This is a genomic window from Planomonospora sp. ID67723 (assembly GCF_015711605.1).
GTDB lineage: Bacteria > Actinomycetota > Actinomycetes > Streptosporangiales > Streptosporangiaceae > Planomonospora_A.
On sequence record NZ_JABTEZ010000005.1, the window covers coordinates 56,940 to 72,725 of the forward strand.

At 70.7% G+C, this 15,786-nt stretch carries 9 protein-coding genes; 4 read left to right on the forward strand and 5 right to left on the reverse strand.

Annotated elements, in window-relative coordinates; translation table 11 throughout:
• Position 1 precedes the first annotated feature (1 nt).
• The 4 genes from HS041_RS31175 to HS041_RS31190 all read right to left on the reverse strand — a co-directional run bounded on the left by HS041_RS31175 (position 2) and on the right by HS041_RS31190 (position 9,267).
• Complete coding sequence (locus HS041_RS31175) at positions 2-3,664, reverse strand: multifunctional oxoglutarate decarboxylase/oxoglutarate dehydrogenase thiamine pyrophosphate-binding subunit/dihydrolipoyllysine-residue succinyltransferase subunit (RefSeq protein ID WP_196444451.1); 3,663 nt, start codon at positions 3,662-3,664, stop codon at positions 2-4.
• A gap of 317 nt (positions 3,665-3,981) precedes the next feature.
• On the reverse strand, positions 3,982-4,647 hold the full coding sequence (locus HS041_RS31180) for a B3/B4 domain-containing protein (RefSeq protein WP_196444452.1): 666 nt from the start codon (positions 4,645-4,647) through the stop codon (positions 3,982-3,984).
• 37 nt (positions 4,648-4,684) lie between these two features.
• Positions 4,685-6,352 carry a GH39 family glycosyl hydrolase gene (locus HS041_RS31185; RefSeq protein ID WP_196444453.1) on the reverse strand — a complete coding sequence of 556 codons (1,668 nt, stop codon included), beginning with the start codon at positions 6,350-6,352 and terminating at the stop codon, positions 4,685-4,687.
• Positions 6,353-6,783: 431 nt separating this feature from the next.
• Positions 6,784-9,267, reverse strand: a complete 2,484-nt coding sequence (locus HS041_RS31190) for a glycoside hydrolase family 9 protein (protein ID WP_196445046.1) — start codon at positions 9,265-9,267, stop codon at positions 6,784-6,786.
• 367 nt (positions 9,268-9,634) lie between these two features.
• On the opposite strand from HS041_RS31190, the gene HS041_RS31195 reads away from it, so the two are divergent.
• On the forward strand, positions 9,635-11,389 hold the full coding sequence (locus HS041_RS31195) for a sensor histidine kinase (RefSeq protein WP_196444454.1): 1,755 nt from the start codon (positions 9,635-9,637) through the stop codon (positions 11,387-11,389).
• Here HS041_RS31195 and HS041_RS31200 read toward each other — a convergent pair.
• The gene (locus HS041_RS31200) at positions 11,378-12,274 is read right to left on the reverse strand and encodes a glutathione S-transferase family protein (protein WP_196444455.1); all 897 of its coding nucleotides are present in this window, start codon (positions 12,272-12,274) and stop codon (positions 11,378-11,380) included. The genes HS041_RS31195 and HS041_RS31200 overlap by 12 nt on opposite strands.
• A gap of 110 nt (positions 12,275-12,384) precedes the next feature.
• Here HS041_RS31200 and HS041_RS31205 point away from each other — a divergent pair, with 110 nt between their 5' ends.
• From HS041_RS31205 to HS041_RS31215, 3 genes are all read left to right on the forward strand, one after another.
• A complete protein-coding gene (locus HS041_RS31205) occupies positions 12,385-13,437 on the forward strand; it encodes an MBL fold metallo-hydrolase (protein ID WP_230880046.1) in 1,053 nt (350 codons plus the stop codon).
• A 220-nt stretch (positions 13,438-13,657) separates the two neighbouring features.
• Positions 13,658-14,422, forward strand: a complete 765-nt coding sequence (locus tag HS041_RS31210; protein WP_255530153.1) for an alpha/beta fold hydrolase — start codon at positions 13,658-13,660, stop codon at positions 14,420-14,422.
• 19 nt (positions 14,423-14,441) lie between these two features.
• Positions 14,442-15,704, forward strand: coding sequence for a PP2C family protein-serine/threonine phosphatase (locus HS041_RS31215; RefSeq protein WP_196444457.1), 1,263 nt, complete (start codon positions 14,442-14,444; stop codon positions 15,702-15,704).
• Positions 15,705-15,786: the final 82 nt, after the last annotated feature.

A 15,786-nucleotide genomic window follows, 5' to 3' on the forward strand; every position in this document is an offset into this window, starting at 1 on the left:
GTCAGGCGTAGACCTCGTCGAGGATCTGGGCCAGCTCGGCCTCGTGCGCGGAGTGCGAGCCGGTCGCCGGGGACGAGTTGGCCCTGCGGGAGACCCGCTTGACCGGACGGCCGCCGAACGTGTCGGACCGCTCGGCCATCCTGAGCGTCAGGAACGGCCACGGGCCCATGTTGGCCGGCTCGTCCTGCGCCCAGATCAGCTCGACCCCGTCGCCGTACCGGGCCAGCTCCGTGGCGAGCGGGTTGGCCGGGAACGGGTAGAGCCGCTCCAGGCGGACGATCGCCACGTCGGTACGGCCCTGCTTCTCCCGGGCCGAGGCGAGGTCGTAGTAGATCTTGCCGGAGCAGAGCACGACCTTGCGGACCTCCGCGGGGTTCACCGTGGTGTCCCCCAGCACCGGCTTGAACGAGCCCGAGGTGAACTCGGAGACCGCCGAGACCGCCGCCTTGTGCCGCAGCAGCGACTTGGGCGTGAAGACCACCAGCGGGCGGTGCCGGTTCGACTTCGTCTGCCAGCGCAGCAGGTGGAAGTAGTTGGCCGGCAGGGTCGGCTGGGCCACGGTCATGTTGTCCTGGGCGCACATCTGCAGGAAGCGCTCGATGCGGGCCGAGGAGTGGTCGGGGCCCTGGCCCTCGTAGCCGTGCGGCAGCAGCAGGGTGACGCCGGAGCGCTGGCCCCACTTCTGCTCGCCCGCGGTGATGTACTCGTCGATGACGGACTGGGCGCCGTTGACGAAGTCGCCGAACTGCGCCTCCCAGCAGACCAGGGCCTCGGGACGCTCCACGCTGTAGCCGTACTCGAAGCCGAGCGCGGCGTACTCGCTCAGCAGCGAGTCGTAGACGTAGAACTTCGTCGTGCCCTCGTTGAAGGTCTTGAGCGGGGTGTGCTCGGCGCCGGTGACCCGGTCCACCAGCACGGCGTGCCGCTGGACGAAGGTGCCGCGCCGGGAGTCCTGGCCGACCAGCCGGACCGGGTGGCCGTCGATCAGCAGCGAGCCGAAGGCCAGGGTCTCGCCCATGCCCCAGTCGATGCGGTCCTCGGCGACCATCTGACCGCGGCGCTGGATCACCGGGAGCAGGCGCGGGTGGACGGTGAAGCCCTCCGGCAGGTTGAGCTGGGTGTCGACGATCCGCTTGACGGTCTCCTCGGAGACGCCGGTCGGCGTGTCCTCGTGCGACCAGGGGATGGCCTCCAGGTCGGCCGGACGGTGGAACTCGCCGGTGTGCTCCCTGATCGCCTCGCGGGTCTCGGCGAAGGCGTTCTCCAGCTTGGCCTGGTAGTCGCGCAGCGCGCTCTCGGCCTCCTCCACCGTGATGTCGCCCCGGCCGATCAGCGCCTCGGTGTAGAGCTTGCGGGTGGAGCGCTTGGCGTCGATCAGGTCGTACATCAGCGGCTGGGTGAAGCTCGGGTTGTCGGCCTCGTTGTGACCGCGGCGCCGGTAGCAGATCAGGTCGATCACGACGTCCTTGCGGAACGCCTGGCGGTACTCGAACGCCAGCCGGCCGACCCGGACCACGGCCTCGGGGTCGTCCCCGTTGACGTGGAAGATCGGGGCCTGGATCATCCGGGCCACGTCGGTGGCGTAGACGGAGCTGCGCGACGAGGCGGGCGAGGTGGTGAAACCGACCTGGTTGTTGACCACGATGTGCACGGTGCCGCCGGTGCGGTAGCCGCGCAGCTGCGAGAGGTTCAGCGTCTCGGCCACCACGCCCTGTCCGGCGAAGGCCGCGTCGCCGTGCACGAGCACGGGCAGGACGGTGAAGCCCTCCTCGCCGCGCTCCAGCAGGTCCTGCTTGGCGCGGACCACGCCCTCCAGGACCGGGTCGACCGTCTCCAGGTGGGAGGGGTTGGCCACGACGGAGGCCTTGATCTTGGATCCGTCGGGCGAGACGAAGTCGCCGGTGGCGCCCAGGTGGTACTTGACGTCGCCGGAGCCGTGGGAGCTGCGCGGGTCGATGTTGCCCTCGAACTCACCGAAGATCTGGCCGTAGGACTTGCCCACGATGTTGGCCAGCACGTTGAGCCGGCCGCGGTGGGCCATGCCGATGACGGCCTCGTCGAGCTGGTCCTGGGCGGCGGCGCAGAGCACCGAGTCGAGCAGCGGGATCAGCGACTCGCCGCCCTCCAGCGAGAAGCGCTTCTGGCCGACGAACTTGGTCTGCAGGAACGTCTCGAACGCCTCGGCGGTGTTGAGCCGCTCCAGGACGCGCAGCTGCTCCTCGCGGTCGGGCTTGGCGTGCGGGCGCTCCACCCGCGCCTGGATCCAGGCCCGCTCCTCGGGGTTCTGCATGTGCATGTACTCGACGCCGATGGTGCGGCAGTAGGAGTCGCGCAGCACGCCGAGGATCTCGCGCAGCTTCATCAGGGGACGGCCGCCGAAGCCGCCGGTGGCGAACTCGCGCTCCAGGTCCCACAGGGTCAGCCCGTGCGACTTGATGTCGAGGTCGGGGTGCTTGCGCTGCTTGTACTCGAGCGGGTCGGTGTCGGCCATCAGGTGGCCGCGGACCCGGAAGGCGTGGATCAGCTCGATGACGCGGGCGGACTTGGCCACGTCGTCGTCGTGCGTGGTCGAGATGTCCTGGACCCAGCGGACCGGCTCGTAGGGGATCCGCAGCGCCTCGAAGATCTCGTCGTAGAATCCGTCCTCGCCCAGCAGCAACCGGTGGATCTGGCGCAGGAAGTCGCCCGACTGGGCGCCCTGGATGATCCGGTGGTCGTAGGTGCTGGTGAGCGTCATGACCTTGCTCACCGCCAGGCGGGAGAGCGTGTCGGGGGAGGCGCCCTGGTACTCGGCGGGGTACTCCATCGCGCCCACGCCGATGATCGCGCCCTGGCCCTGCATCAGACGCGGCACCGAGTGCACGGTGCCGATCGTGCCCGGGTTGGTCAGCGAGATCGAGGTGCCCGCGAAGTCGTCGACGCCGAGCTTGCCCGCCCGGGCCTTGCGCACGATGTCCTCGTACGCGACCCAGAACTGGCGGAAGTCCATCTCCTCACAGGCCTTGATCGACGGGACCAGGAGCTGGCGGGTGTCGCCCTTCTGGATGTCGATGGCCAGGCCGAGGTTGACGTGCTCGGGCTTGACCAGCACCGGCTTGCCGTCGACCTCGGCGTAGGAGTGGTTCATCTCCGGCAGGGCCTTGAGGGCCTTGACGACCGCGAACCCGATGAGGTGCGTGAACGACACCTTGCCGCCGCGGCCGCGGGACAGGTGGTTGTTGATCACGATGCGGTTGTCGATGAGCAGCTTCGCCGGAACGGCGCGCACGCTGGTCGCCGTCGGGACCACGAGGCTGGCCTCCATGTTGGCCGCTGTCCTGGCGGCCGCGCCACGGAGTCGTACTTCCTCGGCACCGGCGGGCAACTGCGTCTCCTGCTTGGGCTTGTCCGCCGGGGCTGCCTCGGCCTTCGGCGCTGTGGGGGTGGTCGTCGCGGCGGCCGGAGTTGCCGGGGCCGTGGCGGGTGTCGGGGGCGCGGCGGTGGCCGCTCCCTGGGCCGCGGCTCTGCCGGACCCGGAATCAGGGGTGTAGTCAGCGAAGAAGTTCCACCAGGCGCGGTCCACGGACTCGGGATCCTGGAGGTACTTCTGGTACAGCTCGTCGACAAGCCATTCGTTTTGACCAAAGGCTGCCAGCGGGTTTGTCCGCGACGACTCAGACGACACGGCGGAAATCGCCCTCTTCCGCAGATCGGCGTTGATGATAGAGAACCTGTCCAAGGCTACTCTCCTGGACCTGGGCCCGCGCCAGTCTGGCCGCAGGCCCCCAAACGATCCTCTCAGAGTCGCTCAAACCGGTCACCCTCCGGGGGGCTGTCCGGAGGGTACGGCCATGCTCACCCTGATCAGGGTGGGCGAGCACCCGTGATCCAGGGTGAGCAATCACACGTTCACGGATCGTTCGGCGGGCGGTCACCGAAGGCGGGAGCGGGCCCCGCCGGTCCGTCCCGGTGCGGCGCCCGCGCCTGACGGCCCGTGCCCGTTCAGCCGGCGGTGACGAGCCGAGACTCGATCCGGACGCCGGGGGTGATCTCCTCCAGCAGTGCGGCCAGCTCGTCGCCCGCGGCCCTCAGCTCCTCCGGGGACATGGGCTCCAGCCGCTCCAGCAGGAACAGCGCGTCCACGGTCTCCTCGGTGATCCGGGTCCGCACGCACTGCCGCCAGTTCCACCGGCGGCAGGTGACGCCCCGGTCGTCGCGCCAGACCACCTCGCCGCTCTCCGGGTGGTCGACCGCGGGCTCGCCCTTCTCGACGACCTCGAACGGCTCGTCCCCGGCCGCCCGGACCAGCCTGGCCGCGCCCTCGTAGTGGGCCAGGTCCTCGCCGCCGATCGGCAGGCCGTGCCGGACGCTGATCGCGTTGTAGGCGTCGACCACGAGGTTGATCTCCGGCAGGGGCATCCGCCGTACCAGCGCGTCCACCGACGGCCGGGTCCGCTGCGGTTTGGCGCCGAACGCCCGGTAGGCCTCCCGCCACGCCTCGACCTTCGGGTCCTCGACCGCCACGGCCTTCTCCGCGGCCTCGGCCAGCCAGGCCCGGGACCTGTCGTCCGTCGGGCCGTTGCGCAGGCCGTACACGCACACGGCCAGCACCGCGAAGTCCGGCCTGAGCGCGGCGACGGCGGGGTCCACCCAGATGTCCTCGATCACGGACGCCAGTTTAGGGCCCCGCCGTCCCCGCGGCCGGTCACGGGCGGATGCCGCTCTCCATGAAGACCGGCTTCCCGCCCACGTTGACGACGGTGGGCGAGGACGTCCGCGGCTTGCCGGTCAGGGGCGCCCAGCGCTCGACCCGCCAGCCGGAGGGCACCTTGAAGGTCGTGACGGCACGCTCGTTCCAGACCATCTGAGCCGTGTAGCCGCCGGACCGGGCGAGCGTGACCACGTGCGTGCCCGCGCCGTCCACCGTGTGGCCGGTCATCCGGGCGCCGCGCAGCCAGCCGACGGTCCGGGCGTAGGCCCGGCCCACCCTGGAGGGCGTCCGGTTGTCCGGCTCGGCCAGGTCGAGGACCTGGTCTCCGTGGCGGTCCCAGGTGTACCAGTCGAAGCCGGACACGCCGTACGCCCAGAACAGCGCCAGCGCGCGGGAGGCCGCGCCCTCGGCCGGGCCGGAGACGGAGGTGCGGCCCATCGGCGCGCCCTCGGTGACCCGGAGGGGAAGCCCGCCGAGCCCGTGGGCCTTCATGATCTTCCGGACGTTCCTGATCCGGGGCAGGACGCCCTCCGGACGGAGGCCGAAGTAGATGTGCGACCCGACGACGTCGACGTGCTTGCCCGCGCCCGCGGCGAAGTACGCGTCGAGCCAGTTCAGGCCGTTGGTGGTGATGCCGGGCGAGACGATCTTCGCGGCGGGGTCGGCCTTGCCGATCTCCTCGGCCGCGACGCGGGTCAGCTCGGCGAGCTGGGCGGGGGTGCCGTTCCAGAACTTGGCGTAGTCCGGCTCGTTCCACATCTCGTACATCTGGATGCGGCCCTTGTAGCGGGTGGCCACCTCGCGCACGTAGCGCCGCCAGTCCTCGATGTCCTTGGGCATGGCGGCGCTTCCCGGGCCGTAGGCGCCGGCCTTCTGGTTGGAGGCGGCCCACGACGGGGGCGAGCCCAGCGTGTAGAGGACGGAGACGTCGTTGTCGGCGGCGGACTTCATGAAGTAGTTCATCATCTTGAAGTTCCACTTGCCCTTGCGGGGTTCGAGGTCGCGCCAGCGCACCCCGTTGTCCCACATCCGCCACAGGCCGAATCCGATGGACGGCCAGCTGTTGCCGTAGCAGCCCCGGCAGAGCATGTGCATGCCGAAGTAGTCGGCGGGGACGGGCCCCTCGGCGGGAAGGAGGTCGGGCGTCCCGGAGGAGGAGACCTCGGTCAGGCTCGCGTCGTCCACGAGGACGGTGCCGGTTCCGCCGAGGAAGATCCTGAACGAGCCGGACATGTCGTGCGGTGCGGTCCCGGTGGCCTCGATCTGCTGCCATCCGGTGCCGGCCCGCGTCGTGTGGACGGCGAACGCCTGGTAGAAGTCCTTCTTGAAGTCGTCGCTGCGCATCTGCAGGGTGACCGACACGGGGGAGACGGCCTTCACCCAGATGCTCGCCCTGTAGGTTCGCCCGCCGGTGAACCGGTGCGCCTGCGTCAGGTGGACCCGGCCCGGCTCGGCGTCGACCTGGAACCGCTGGGCCCGCTGCCCGCCGTGGGCCTCCTCCCCGTCCGGGCTGAAGCGCGCCTTCGGCGCGGGGGTCCCCCAGGAGTTGGGTCGCCAGCCCGGGGCCGTCCCGGTGTGCTCACCCTCGAATCCGGGGTTCTTCAGCAGCTCGGCGGGGGCCTGCGCGGTTCCCGTCCGGGGTCCTCCGGCGGCCTCGGACATCCCGGGTGCGGCGGATGCCGCGGCGCCCGTCGCGGGCCACAACAGGACGGCGGCGGCCAGTACGGCGCTCGCGCCCCGCGCCCGCGGGCGTCCCGGACGCCCCCGGCGTTCTGGGCGCTCCGGATGCGCCGGACCGCCGGGATCGGGAGACCCCCCTGTGATCCGTCCCCCGCGGGCGGGCCGGCTCACCCGCCCGGTCACGACCTGGTGAGTTCTTCTCTTCCACACCAATGGAACCTCCGACCTCATTGCTTTCAGGTGGGAGTCATGGTGGTACAGAGGTGAGGGCGATGTCCGACAGGTTGGGAAATTTCCGTAAATTACATGATCGAGTCGATAAATTTTGCCGATCAGCTGATTTCGTAGAGCCTGCTGCCGGTGCCCGTCCGCGCCCCCCCCGGGGCGGGCACCGGCGAAGGTCCCCCTCGGGGTCAGCGGCTGAGGGCGCCGTTGAGGATGAAGCGCTCCGGCTTGGGGTTGGGGCCGGGCGCGTCGGCGCCGATGAAGCCGAAGGTGACCGAGCGGCCTGGCTTGATGACCCGGTTGAAGTCCAGGTTCTTCGCCGTCACGGTCGCGCCGTCCTGGGACAGTTCGGCGCTCCAGTGCCTGCGCACCTGCTGGCCGCCGAGGAAGGACCACCTCAGCGTCCAGCCCTCGATCGCCTTCTCGCCGGTGTTGGTGATGGTGATCTGGGTGTTGAACCCGTCCGGCCATTGGCCGTGGTTGACGTAGGCGACCTTGACGTCGGCCGCCGGGAGGGGGTCGGCGAGGAAGGACGCGATCCAGGACAGCGGCGAGTTCCAGTTGATGGTCAGCTCGTTGGTGGACCACGACTCGATGTCGTCGATGTAGCAGAACTGCGGCTTGCATCCCTGGAGCTTGGCCTGGGCGACCGGGTCCTGGATGGCGGAGTTGGGGCCGCCGGACAGGGTGCCCTTCGGGGGGTTCGGCAGGCCGGGGTCGAGCTGGCGGGCGTACCACCGGCTGTGCTGGTTCTTGGACGCCACCTCGCCGTAGCCGGTCACGTAGGACTGGTTGAGCGCGTTGCGGCCGAGGATGTAGTCCATGCCCTCCAGCACGCCGTCACGATACTTCGCGGCGCCGCTGATGTCGTGCGCGACGGCCATCACGACCATGTTGTTGAGGACCAGGTTGTTGGAGCCCCAGTCGAAGTCCGGCGGGTTGTACGGCAGGCCGTACGGGTGGGCCTTCTGCACGGCGAGATACTTGTCCGCACCCTCGAGCACCGACTGGCGCACCCGCGCCCGGTCGGGCAGGGCGTTGGGCACGGTCGCGAGCTGGAGCCGGCCGAGCTGGGCGGTGTGGCCCCAGTCGAAGCCCCGGTCGAGCCAGATGTCGGCGGTGTGGTGCGGGGAGGCCAGGACGAACTCCTTGAACTCCTTCTCGCCGGTGGTGATGTAGAGCTCCGCGGCGGCCCAGTAGAACTCGTCGGTCACGTCGTTGTCGGGGTAGGCGCCGCCGCCCGTGCCGTCGGCCGGATCGGCGTAGCGGGCCGGGTCGGCCTTGGCCGCGGCCCACGCCTTCTTCGCCGCCGTGAGGTTCCTGGCGGCGAACTCGGCGTCGTACGGCGCGAAGAGCCGGGCCGCCTGGGCGGCGGTGGCGGCCAGGTTGAGGGTGGCGGCGGTGGAGACCGGGTGCAGCTCGCGCTTCTGCGGGTCGAGATGGGGCAGGAGCGGCAGGCCGGTCCAGGCGGCGTCGTGGATCTTGTGGTGGGCCATCCCGGCGTGCGGCTTGCCGTCGGGGACCTGCATGCTCAGCAGGAACTCCTGCTCCCAGCGGGCCTCGTCGAGGATGTCGGGGACGCCGTTGCCGCTCTCGGGGATGTCCAGGTCCCCGTCCTTGTGCGTGCCGTCGGCCTTGGCGCGCTCGAAGGCGGACATGATCTGGTGCACGGAGATGCCGCCGTTGACGACGTACTTGCCGTGGTCGCCCGCGTCGTACCAGCCGCCGCTGACATCGAGCGTGTAGTCGCAGACGCCCGGCTGGCAGGGCACCTCGACGTCGCCCTGGTTCGGGGCGACCCCGGCGTGGCCGGCGGGCCTGCCGTACCCCGGGCGCAGGCCGTCGAGGATCTCGGTGCCGCTGCGCTGGGTGTAGTAGAACTTCAGCGCGTCGGTCTTCATCTCGTCGTAGAGGCCGGCCGCGATGTCGAACGGGCGGCTGGTCTCGCCGTCGGCGGTGAGCGTGTAGCCGGTGCCCGGGGCGGTGACCGAGCCGAAGTCGATCGAGTGCACGTTCTGGCCGGAGCTGGCGTCCACGCCGCGCGGGACGGTCAGGCCCTCGGCGACGGACTGCCCGTCGCGCTCCAGCTTCCAGGCCACGGCCTCGGTCTTCTCGGTGACCACGGTGGCGTTCTTCGGGCCGGTGGGCAGGTAGCCGACCATGTTCACCCGGACACGGGGGCCCGTGTCGGGCGTGTAGACGTCGGGTTCGGCGCCGCCCTTCAGAGAGACGTCGTCCAAGCAGAACCTCCAGGGGGTCGCGCTGCCGCCGACCTGGAACGCCACCTGCGCGTTCGGCAGGTCCACGGGCGAGGTGAACGTGTACGAGTAGTCGTTGCCGGACACGCTCAGCTCGGGGTTGACCGCCAGGAACTGGGTCCAGGGGTCCACGGGAAGCTGGATCAGGGCCCTGGCGACCCGGCCGGGGGTGGCCGTGCCGAAGAACGAGTATCCATACGTCTCGCCCTTGACCAGGGCGACGTCGTTCTGGCCGACGATGACGTCCCAGGGGTTGGCGGTGCCGCCCGGGATGTCAGCGCACAGCCGCCCGCCGTCGGCCTCCAGGGCGGTGTTGGCCGTGCTCCACCAGGAAGCCGTGCCGTTGTCGAAGGTGCCGTTGATGATCTGCTCGGGGCCGTCGGCCGCCGCGGGGAAGGGGGCCATGACGACCATGGCGGCGGAGACGGCGGCGGCCGCGGTGAGGGCGAGCCAGGTGGGGGGTCTGATCACAGGGGGTTCCTTCGGGTGTGACACGACCGCGTGGGAGCGCTCCCACGATTGGGGTGTGTCGATTGTTTCCAGCGGGTTCCCCAGCCGTCAACCGCCGGACCGCCGACCGATCCTGCCGACCGGCACGATGTCTGATTTGCCCGATGAAACTTTCACTCGCCCACCCGAGTGGATCCCGCCGGGGTACGGCCGGCCTTCCGCCGTCTCCAGGGGGCGTATGCGGAATTCCGCCGTTGGGCAATTTATCTGCCCGCCCGTGGTGGTCTGCGGGCCCGGCGGGCAGGGAGACCCACGGAGGAAAGGGGCGGGTGTGCCGGGCGGAGCGCGGGAATCGGAGCTGGTGGCGCTGCTCGGCAACGTCGCCGCGAAGATCCGCACCGGCGACGACCTGGAGTCCGCGGCGCGCGCGGCGCTGGAGATGGTGTGCGAGGCGACCGGCTGGCGGGTCGGCCACCTGTACGTATGGGACGAGGCCGACGGGCGGTTCGTCCCGTCGGATGTCTGGGCGGGCGCGGTCGAGGAGTTCGCGGACCTGCGCGAGGTGACCGCCACGACCCGCTTCGCCCCGGGGACGGGGATCATCGGTCACGCGGCGAAGACCGGCAGGCCGGTGTGGCTGCACGACGTCACCTGCGATCCGGTCTTCCTGCGGGCCCGGCAGGGCGTGGACCTGGGCGTGGGGGCGGCGCTCGCGTTCCCCGTCACGGCCGCCGACGGGGTGGTGGCGGTGCTGGAGTTCTTCTCCCACGAGGTGATACCGCAGGACGCCCAGCTGATGCGCGTGACGGCGAGCCTCGGCCACCACCTCGGGCTGGTGGCCGACCGGTGGCGCGCCCGCCAGGAGGTCGAAGCGGCCCGGACGCGGCTGGAGCAGATCATCGGCACGTCGGTGGAAGCGTTCGTGTCCATCGACGCCGACGGGCACATCATCGACTGGAACACCGCGGCCGAGCGCATGTTCGGCCTCACCCGTGAGCAGGCCCTCGGGCGGGTGATGCACGAGACGATCGTGCCGGCCCGCTACCGGGGCGCCGACGAGGCCGGCCGGGTCCGGTTCCTGGCCACCGGGCGGTCACAGGTGCTGGGGCGGCGGCTGGAGCTGGCCGCGCTGCGCGCCGACGGCAGCGAGTTCCCCGTCGAACTGGTGATGTGGGCCACGCGCGAGGGCGACGCCCGGACGTTCAACGCCTTCATCCACGACATCACCGACCGGCGGCGGGCCGAACACGCCCTGAGGGAGGCCTACGAGCACGAGCAGACCACCGTGGCCCGGCTCAAGGAGCTCGACCGGGCCAAGGACGACTTCGTCGCCGCCGTCAGCCACGAGTTGCGCACCCCGCTGACCGTCATCATCGGCTACCTGGAGATACTCGGCGACGACGACCTGCCCCTCGGCCAGCGGGACCGGATGCTGAGCACCATGACCCACAACGCGATGCGGCTGCGCAAGCTGATCGAGGATCTCCTGGCGGTCAACACCGTCACCGGCGGCAGCCTGGCGGTCGATCCCGTTCCGCTGGCGGTGGCGGAGGTCCTGGACGAGGCGCTGCGGGAGACGGCCGCCGAGATCCAGTGCGCCGGCCACCGGGTCCGGGTGCACGTCGACCCTGCCGTCCCCCGCATCCGCGCCGACCGGGGTCTGCTGGTGGGGGCGGTGGGCGCACTGCTGTCGAACGCCGCCAAGTACTCCGCGAACGACACCCCGATCACCGTGCGCGCCTCCGTAGCCGACACGGACGTGTCGATCGCCGTCATCGACCACGGCGCCGGCATCGCCGAGGACGAACTGCCGCGGGTGTTCGACCGGTTCGCGCGTGCCCGCTCCACCCGTGACGAGGCCATCCAGGGCGTCGGGCTGGGGCTCACCATCGCCAAGGCCGTCGCCGAGGCCCACGGCGGCACGATCACCGCCACCAGCACCCCGGGCGAGGGCTCCGTCTTCACCCTCGTCCTGCCCGCCTCCGGCCCGGGGCCGGAGGCGGGTCCCGGCGAACCGGCGGACGACCGGCGGGCGGCCGCAGGGGAGTCCGGCCGAGGACTTCCCCCAGGTCCCTCAGGGAGCTGACGTCCAGTCGAGCTCCGGTCCCCTGGGCACGATCCGCGTCGGGTTGATGTTCGTCTGAGTGATGAAGTAGTGCCGCTTGATCTGGTCGAAGTCGGTGGTGTCGCGGAAGGCCGGGATCGCGTACAGGCGGCGGGCGTAGGCCCACAGCTCCGGGTAGTCGACCAGGCGGCGGATCGCGCACTTGAAGTGCGAGTGGTAGACCGCGTCGAACCTGGCGAGCGTCGTGTAGAGCCGCACGTCGCTCTCGGTGAGCGCGTCCCCGTGCAGGAAGGGGCGGCCGGCGAGCCGCTCCTCCAGCATGTCCAGTGTGGTGAAGACCCCGACGACCGCCTCGTCGTAGGCTTCCTGCGAGGCGGCGAACCCGGCCTTGTAGACGCCGTTGTTGAGCCCGTGGTAGATCGTCTCGTTCAGGGCGTCGATCTCTTCGCGGAGCGCGGCGGGATAGAGGTCGGGGGCGCCCTCGGCGTGCCAGGGGGCGAAGGCGGTCTCCAGGGTGAGCGTGATCTGGAAGTAGTCGTTGGTGACCAGGCGCCGCGCCGTACGGTCCCAGACGCAGGGCACGGTGTAACGGCCCCGGAAGTCCGGGTCGGTGGCGAGGTAGAGCTCCGAGAGGTATTCGGCGCCGGTGACCGGGTCGCCGCCGGGGACCCGCCAGCCCTTGTCGTCCCTGATCGGGTCCACGATCGTCACGCCGACCGCGTCCCGGAGCCCGAGCAGCTCGCGGACGATGAGCGAGCGCTGCGCCCACGGGCAGGCGTAGGAGGCGTAGATCTGGTAGCGGCCGGGCTCGGGCGGATGCTCGCCGCCCTCCTCGATCCGGGCGGTGAACCGGTTGGGCTGGCGGACGAAGCGGCCGTCGCCCACGATCTCGTTTCCCAGCTTCATGGTTCCACCGTATGACGCCGCGCGGTGCCCGGAGGAGCCCGTACGGCGCCCCCGAGTAGAACATGATTCGGTCCAGGGGGCACAATCGGGGGCGTCGAAGGGAGGCCGGGATGGCCATGGTGACGCCGGCGAGTCAGGCGCAGCGGGAGGCGTGGACGAGCGGGGGCTTTCCCGAGGTGGAGCGGGTCCGGCCGGGGCTGTGGTCGATCCCGGTGCCGCTGCCCGCCATTCCTCTGCGCTACGTGCTCGTCTACGCCCTGGAACTGCCCGGCGGGGTGGCGATCATCGACGCCGGATGGAACACCGACGAGGCGTACGGCGCGCTGGCCGCCGGGCTGAAGGTCGCCGGATACGAGATGACCGACGTCAAGGCGGTCCTGGTCACCCACATCCATCCCGACCACTACGGGCTGGCCGGACGGATCCGCGAGGTGTCGGGGGCCTGGATCGGGCTGCACCCGGCCGACTCACGGCTGCTGCGCGACCGCTACGACGACGACGCGGTCGACACGCTGGTGGCGCAGGAGCGCGCGCTGCTGGTGCGCTCGGGAGTGCCCGGGGCGACTCTGGACGAGCTGGCCGGGGCCTCGATGATGATCCGGCACTACGTGACCATGGCCAGGCCCGACCGGCTGATCGAGGACGGCGACCGGCTCGACCTGCCGGGCTGGGACCTCCAGGCCGTCTGGACGCCCGGCCACTCGCCGGGCCACCTGTGCTTCGTCGAACGGGGGCGGCGGCTGCTGTTCTCCGGCGACCACGTGCTCGCGAAGATCACGCCGATCGTGGCGGTCCACCCGCAGTCCGCGCCCAACCCGCTGGCCGACTACCTCGAGGCGCTGGCGGTGGTGCGGAAGTTCGACGTGGACGAGGTGCTGCCGGCTCATGAGTACCGGTTCCTGGAGCTGGCCGAGCGGGTCGACCATGTGATGGCCCACCACGAGGAGCGGCTGGCCGAGATCGAGGCGGCGGTCGGCGCGGCCGGCGGGATCACCTGCTGGGACACCGCGACCAGGCTGACCTGGTCGCGGCCGTGGGAGACCATCCCGTCGTTCATGCGCCGGGCGGCCAACAACGAGACCCTGGCCCACCTCGTCTGGCTGGAGGCCCGCGGCCGGCTGCGTCGCGTCCCCGGTGAGCCCGATCTCTGGTATCCCGCCTGACCGCCGCGGGAGGTTTGCCGCAGGTCCCGCCGGGGAGTCCGCCGGACGGGTGCGGGTGCGGGTGCGGGTGCGGGTGCGGGTGCGGGTGAGGACCCGCTCCGGGCCGCGGCCGCCCCATGCCTGCGCGTAAGATAACATGCAATTATTCATTAATATCGCATTCGCGAATAACGGGTGGCTTGTGGCAATTAGGAGTAAAGAGCGCAACAACATTAATTTCTTGGGGAACCCTGCGGGAAGGCCGATTCTTTTCTCCCATGGATTCGGCTGCGACCAGAACATGTGGAGGTTCGTCGCACCCGCTTTCACGGACCGGTACCGGGTCGTGCTGTTCGACCACGTGGGCGCCGGGGCGTCCGATCTCGCGAGTTACTCCTTCGAGCGTTACTCCTCGCTCGGCGGCTACGCGCGGGACGTGCTGGAGATCTGCCGGGAGGCGGACCTGGAGGACGTCGTCTTCGTCGGTCACTCGGTCTCCGCGATGATCGGCGTCCTCGCGGAGATCGAGGAGCCCGAGCGGTTCGGCGGGCTGGTGCTGGTGGGCCCGTCTCCCTGCTACATCGACGACGGGGACTACGTCGGTGGATTCACCAGGGAGGACATCGACGAACTGCTCGAGTCGCTTGAGAGCAACTATCTGGGCTGGTCGAGCGCGATGGCGCCGATGATCATGGGAAACCCGGACCGTCCCGAACTGGGCGCGGAGCTGACCAACAGCTTCTGCCGCACGGACCCCGCGATCGCCCGGCACTTCGCCGGCGTGACCTTCCTCTCGGACAACCGGGCGGACCTGCGCCGGGTGAGGACGCCGACGCTCATCCTGCAGTGCTCCAACGACGTGATCGCGCCCCAGACGGTGGGCGAATACGTTCACCGGGCGATTCCCGGCAGCGAACTGGTCGTGATGGAGGCGAGCGGCCACTGTCCCAACCTGAGCGCTCCCCAGGAAACCGTGGACGCGATCCGCGCGTTTCTGGGTGATTGAACGACGACGGGAAAACGGAATGCCTTCCGCGGGCCGATCGGGCGAGGACGTGCGCCGGGCGCGGCGCCGTCCGGCGGCGGAGGGTGTCGACGAGAACCTCGAAGATCTGTATGAGAACGCGCCGTTCGGCTACCTTTCCACGCTCATGGACGGGACGATCGTCAAGGTCAACACCACGTTCCTGACCCTGACCGGATACACCCGGGAGGAACTGGTGGGCCGGGCCCGCATCCAGTCCCTCCTGCCGGTGGGCGACCGGATCTTCTACGAGACGCACTTCGCCCCGCTGCTGGCGATCCAGGGGCAGGTCAGGGAGATCGCGGTCGAGCTGAAGAGCGCCGGGGGCGCACGGCTGCCGGTTCTGCTCAACGGGGCGGTGCGGAGACCGGCTCCGGACCGGCCGGCGCTGGTCCGCTTCTCCGTGGCGCCGGCGACCGACCGCAGGGAGTACGAACGCGAACTGCTGCGGGCACGGCAGCGGGCCGAACGCTCCGAGGCCGAGACCCGCCAGCTCGCCCAGATCCTCCAGGCGAGTTTCGTGCCGCCGGAGCTGCCCCCGGTGCCCGGAATGGACGCCGCGGGGGTGTACCGGCCCGCCGGGCGAGGCGACGAGGTGGGGGGCGACTTCTACGACCTCTTCGAGACGCCGCGGGGCTGGGCCCTGTCCCTGGGGGACGTGTGCGGCAAAGGGGCGCAGGCCGCCGTGGTCACCGGCCTGGCACGGTACACGCTGCGCACCGCGGGCATGCAGCGCACCCGTCCACGCGACGCCCTCGCCCTGCTCAACCAGGCGGTCCTGCGTGAGCGCACGGACCGCTTCCTGACCGCGGTCTACGCCCAGATCGACCGGGACGGCGGGGAGGGGCCGCGCGTGACCTTCTCCCTCGCGGGGCATCCCCCTCCCGTCCGGGTCGCGGCCGCGGGCGGGATCGAGCCGGTGGGCCGCCCGGGGACGCTGCTGGGCGTCTTCCAGGACCCGGCCCTGCACGAGAGCGTCGTGGATCTGTCGCCGGGCGACGTGCTCGTCTTCTTCACCGACGGGATCATCGAGGGGCACGGCGCGGCCGACCTGTTCGGAGAGGAGCGGCTGGCGGGCACGCTGGAGGCGACCCGCGGCCTGGACGCGAAGGGCATCGCCACCCGCCTCGTGGACGAGGTGGTGTCGTTCCAGTCCGGGCTTCCGAGCGACGACATCGCCGTCCTGGTTCTGCGGGTTCCCCGCGAAGCCCCGGTTCCGGACACACCGGAGGGAGTCGAGGGGCCGGGCTCCGGCCTGGCATAACCTGTTGCTGAGTCGGCGCGTCACGGGTCCGGAGCCGCGGTGCGGCCGACTCTGGAGCCCCTGTTCCGGGGCGGGGACGCGG

Coding starts and splice junctions, on each gene's coding strand:
- HS041_RS31200 (WP_196444455.1), bottom strand. CDS start 12,274: ATGAAGCTGGGAAACGAGATCGTGGGCGACGGCCGCTTCGTCCGCCAG.
- HS041_RS31205 (WP_230880046.1), top strand. CDS start 12,385: ATGGCCATGGTGACGCCGGCGAGTCAGGCGCAGCGGGAGGCGTGGACG.
- HS041_RS31185 (WP_196444453.1), bottom strand. CDS start 6,352: ATGTCCGAGGCCGCCGGAGGACCCCGGACGGGAACCGCGCAGGCCCCC.
- HS041_RS31215 (WP_196444457.1), top strand. CDS start 14,442: ATGCCTTCCGCGGGCCGATCGGGCGAGGACGTGCGCCGGGCGCGGCGC.
- HS041_RS31190 (WP_196445046.1), bottom strand. CDS start 9,267: ATGGTCGTCATGGCCCCCTTCCCCGCGGCGGCCGACGGCCCCGAGCAG.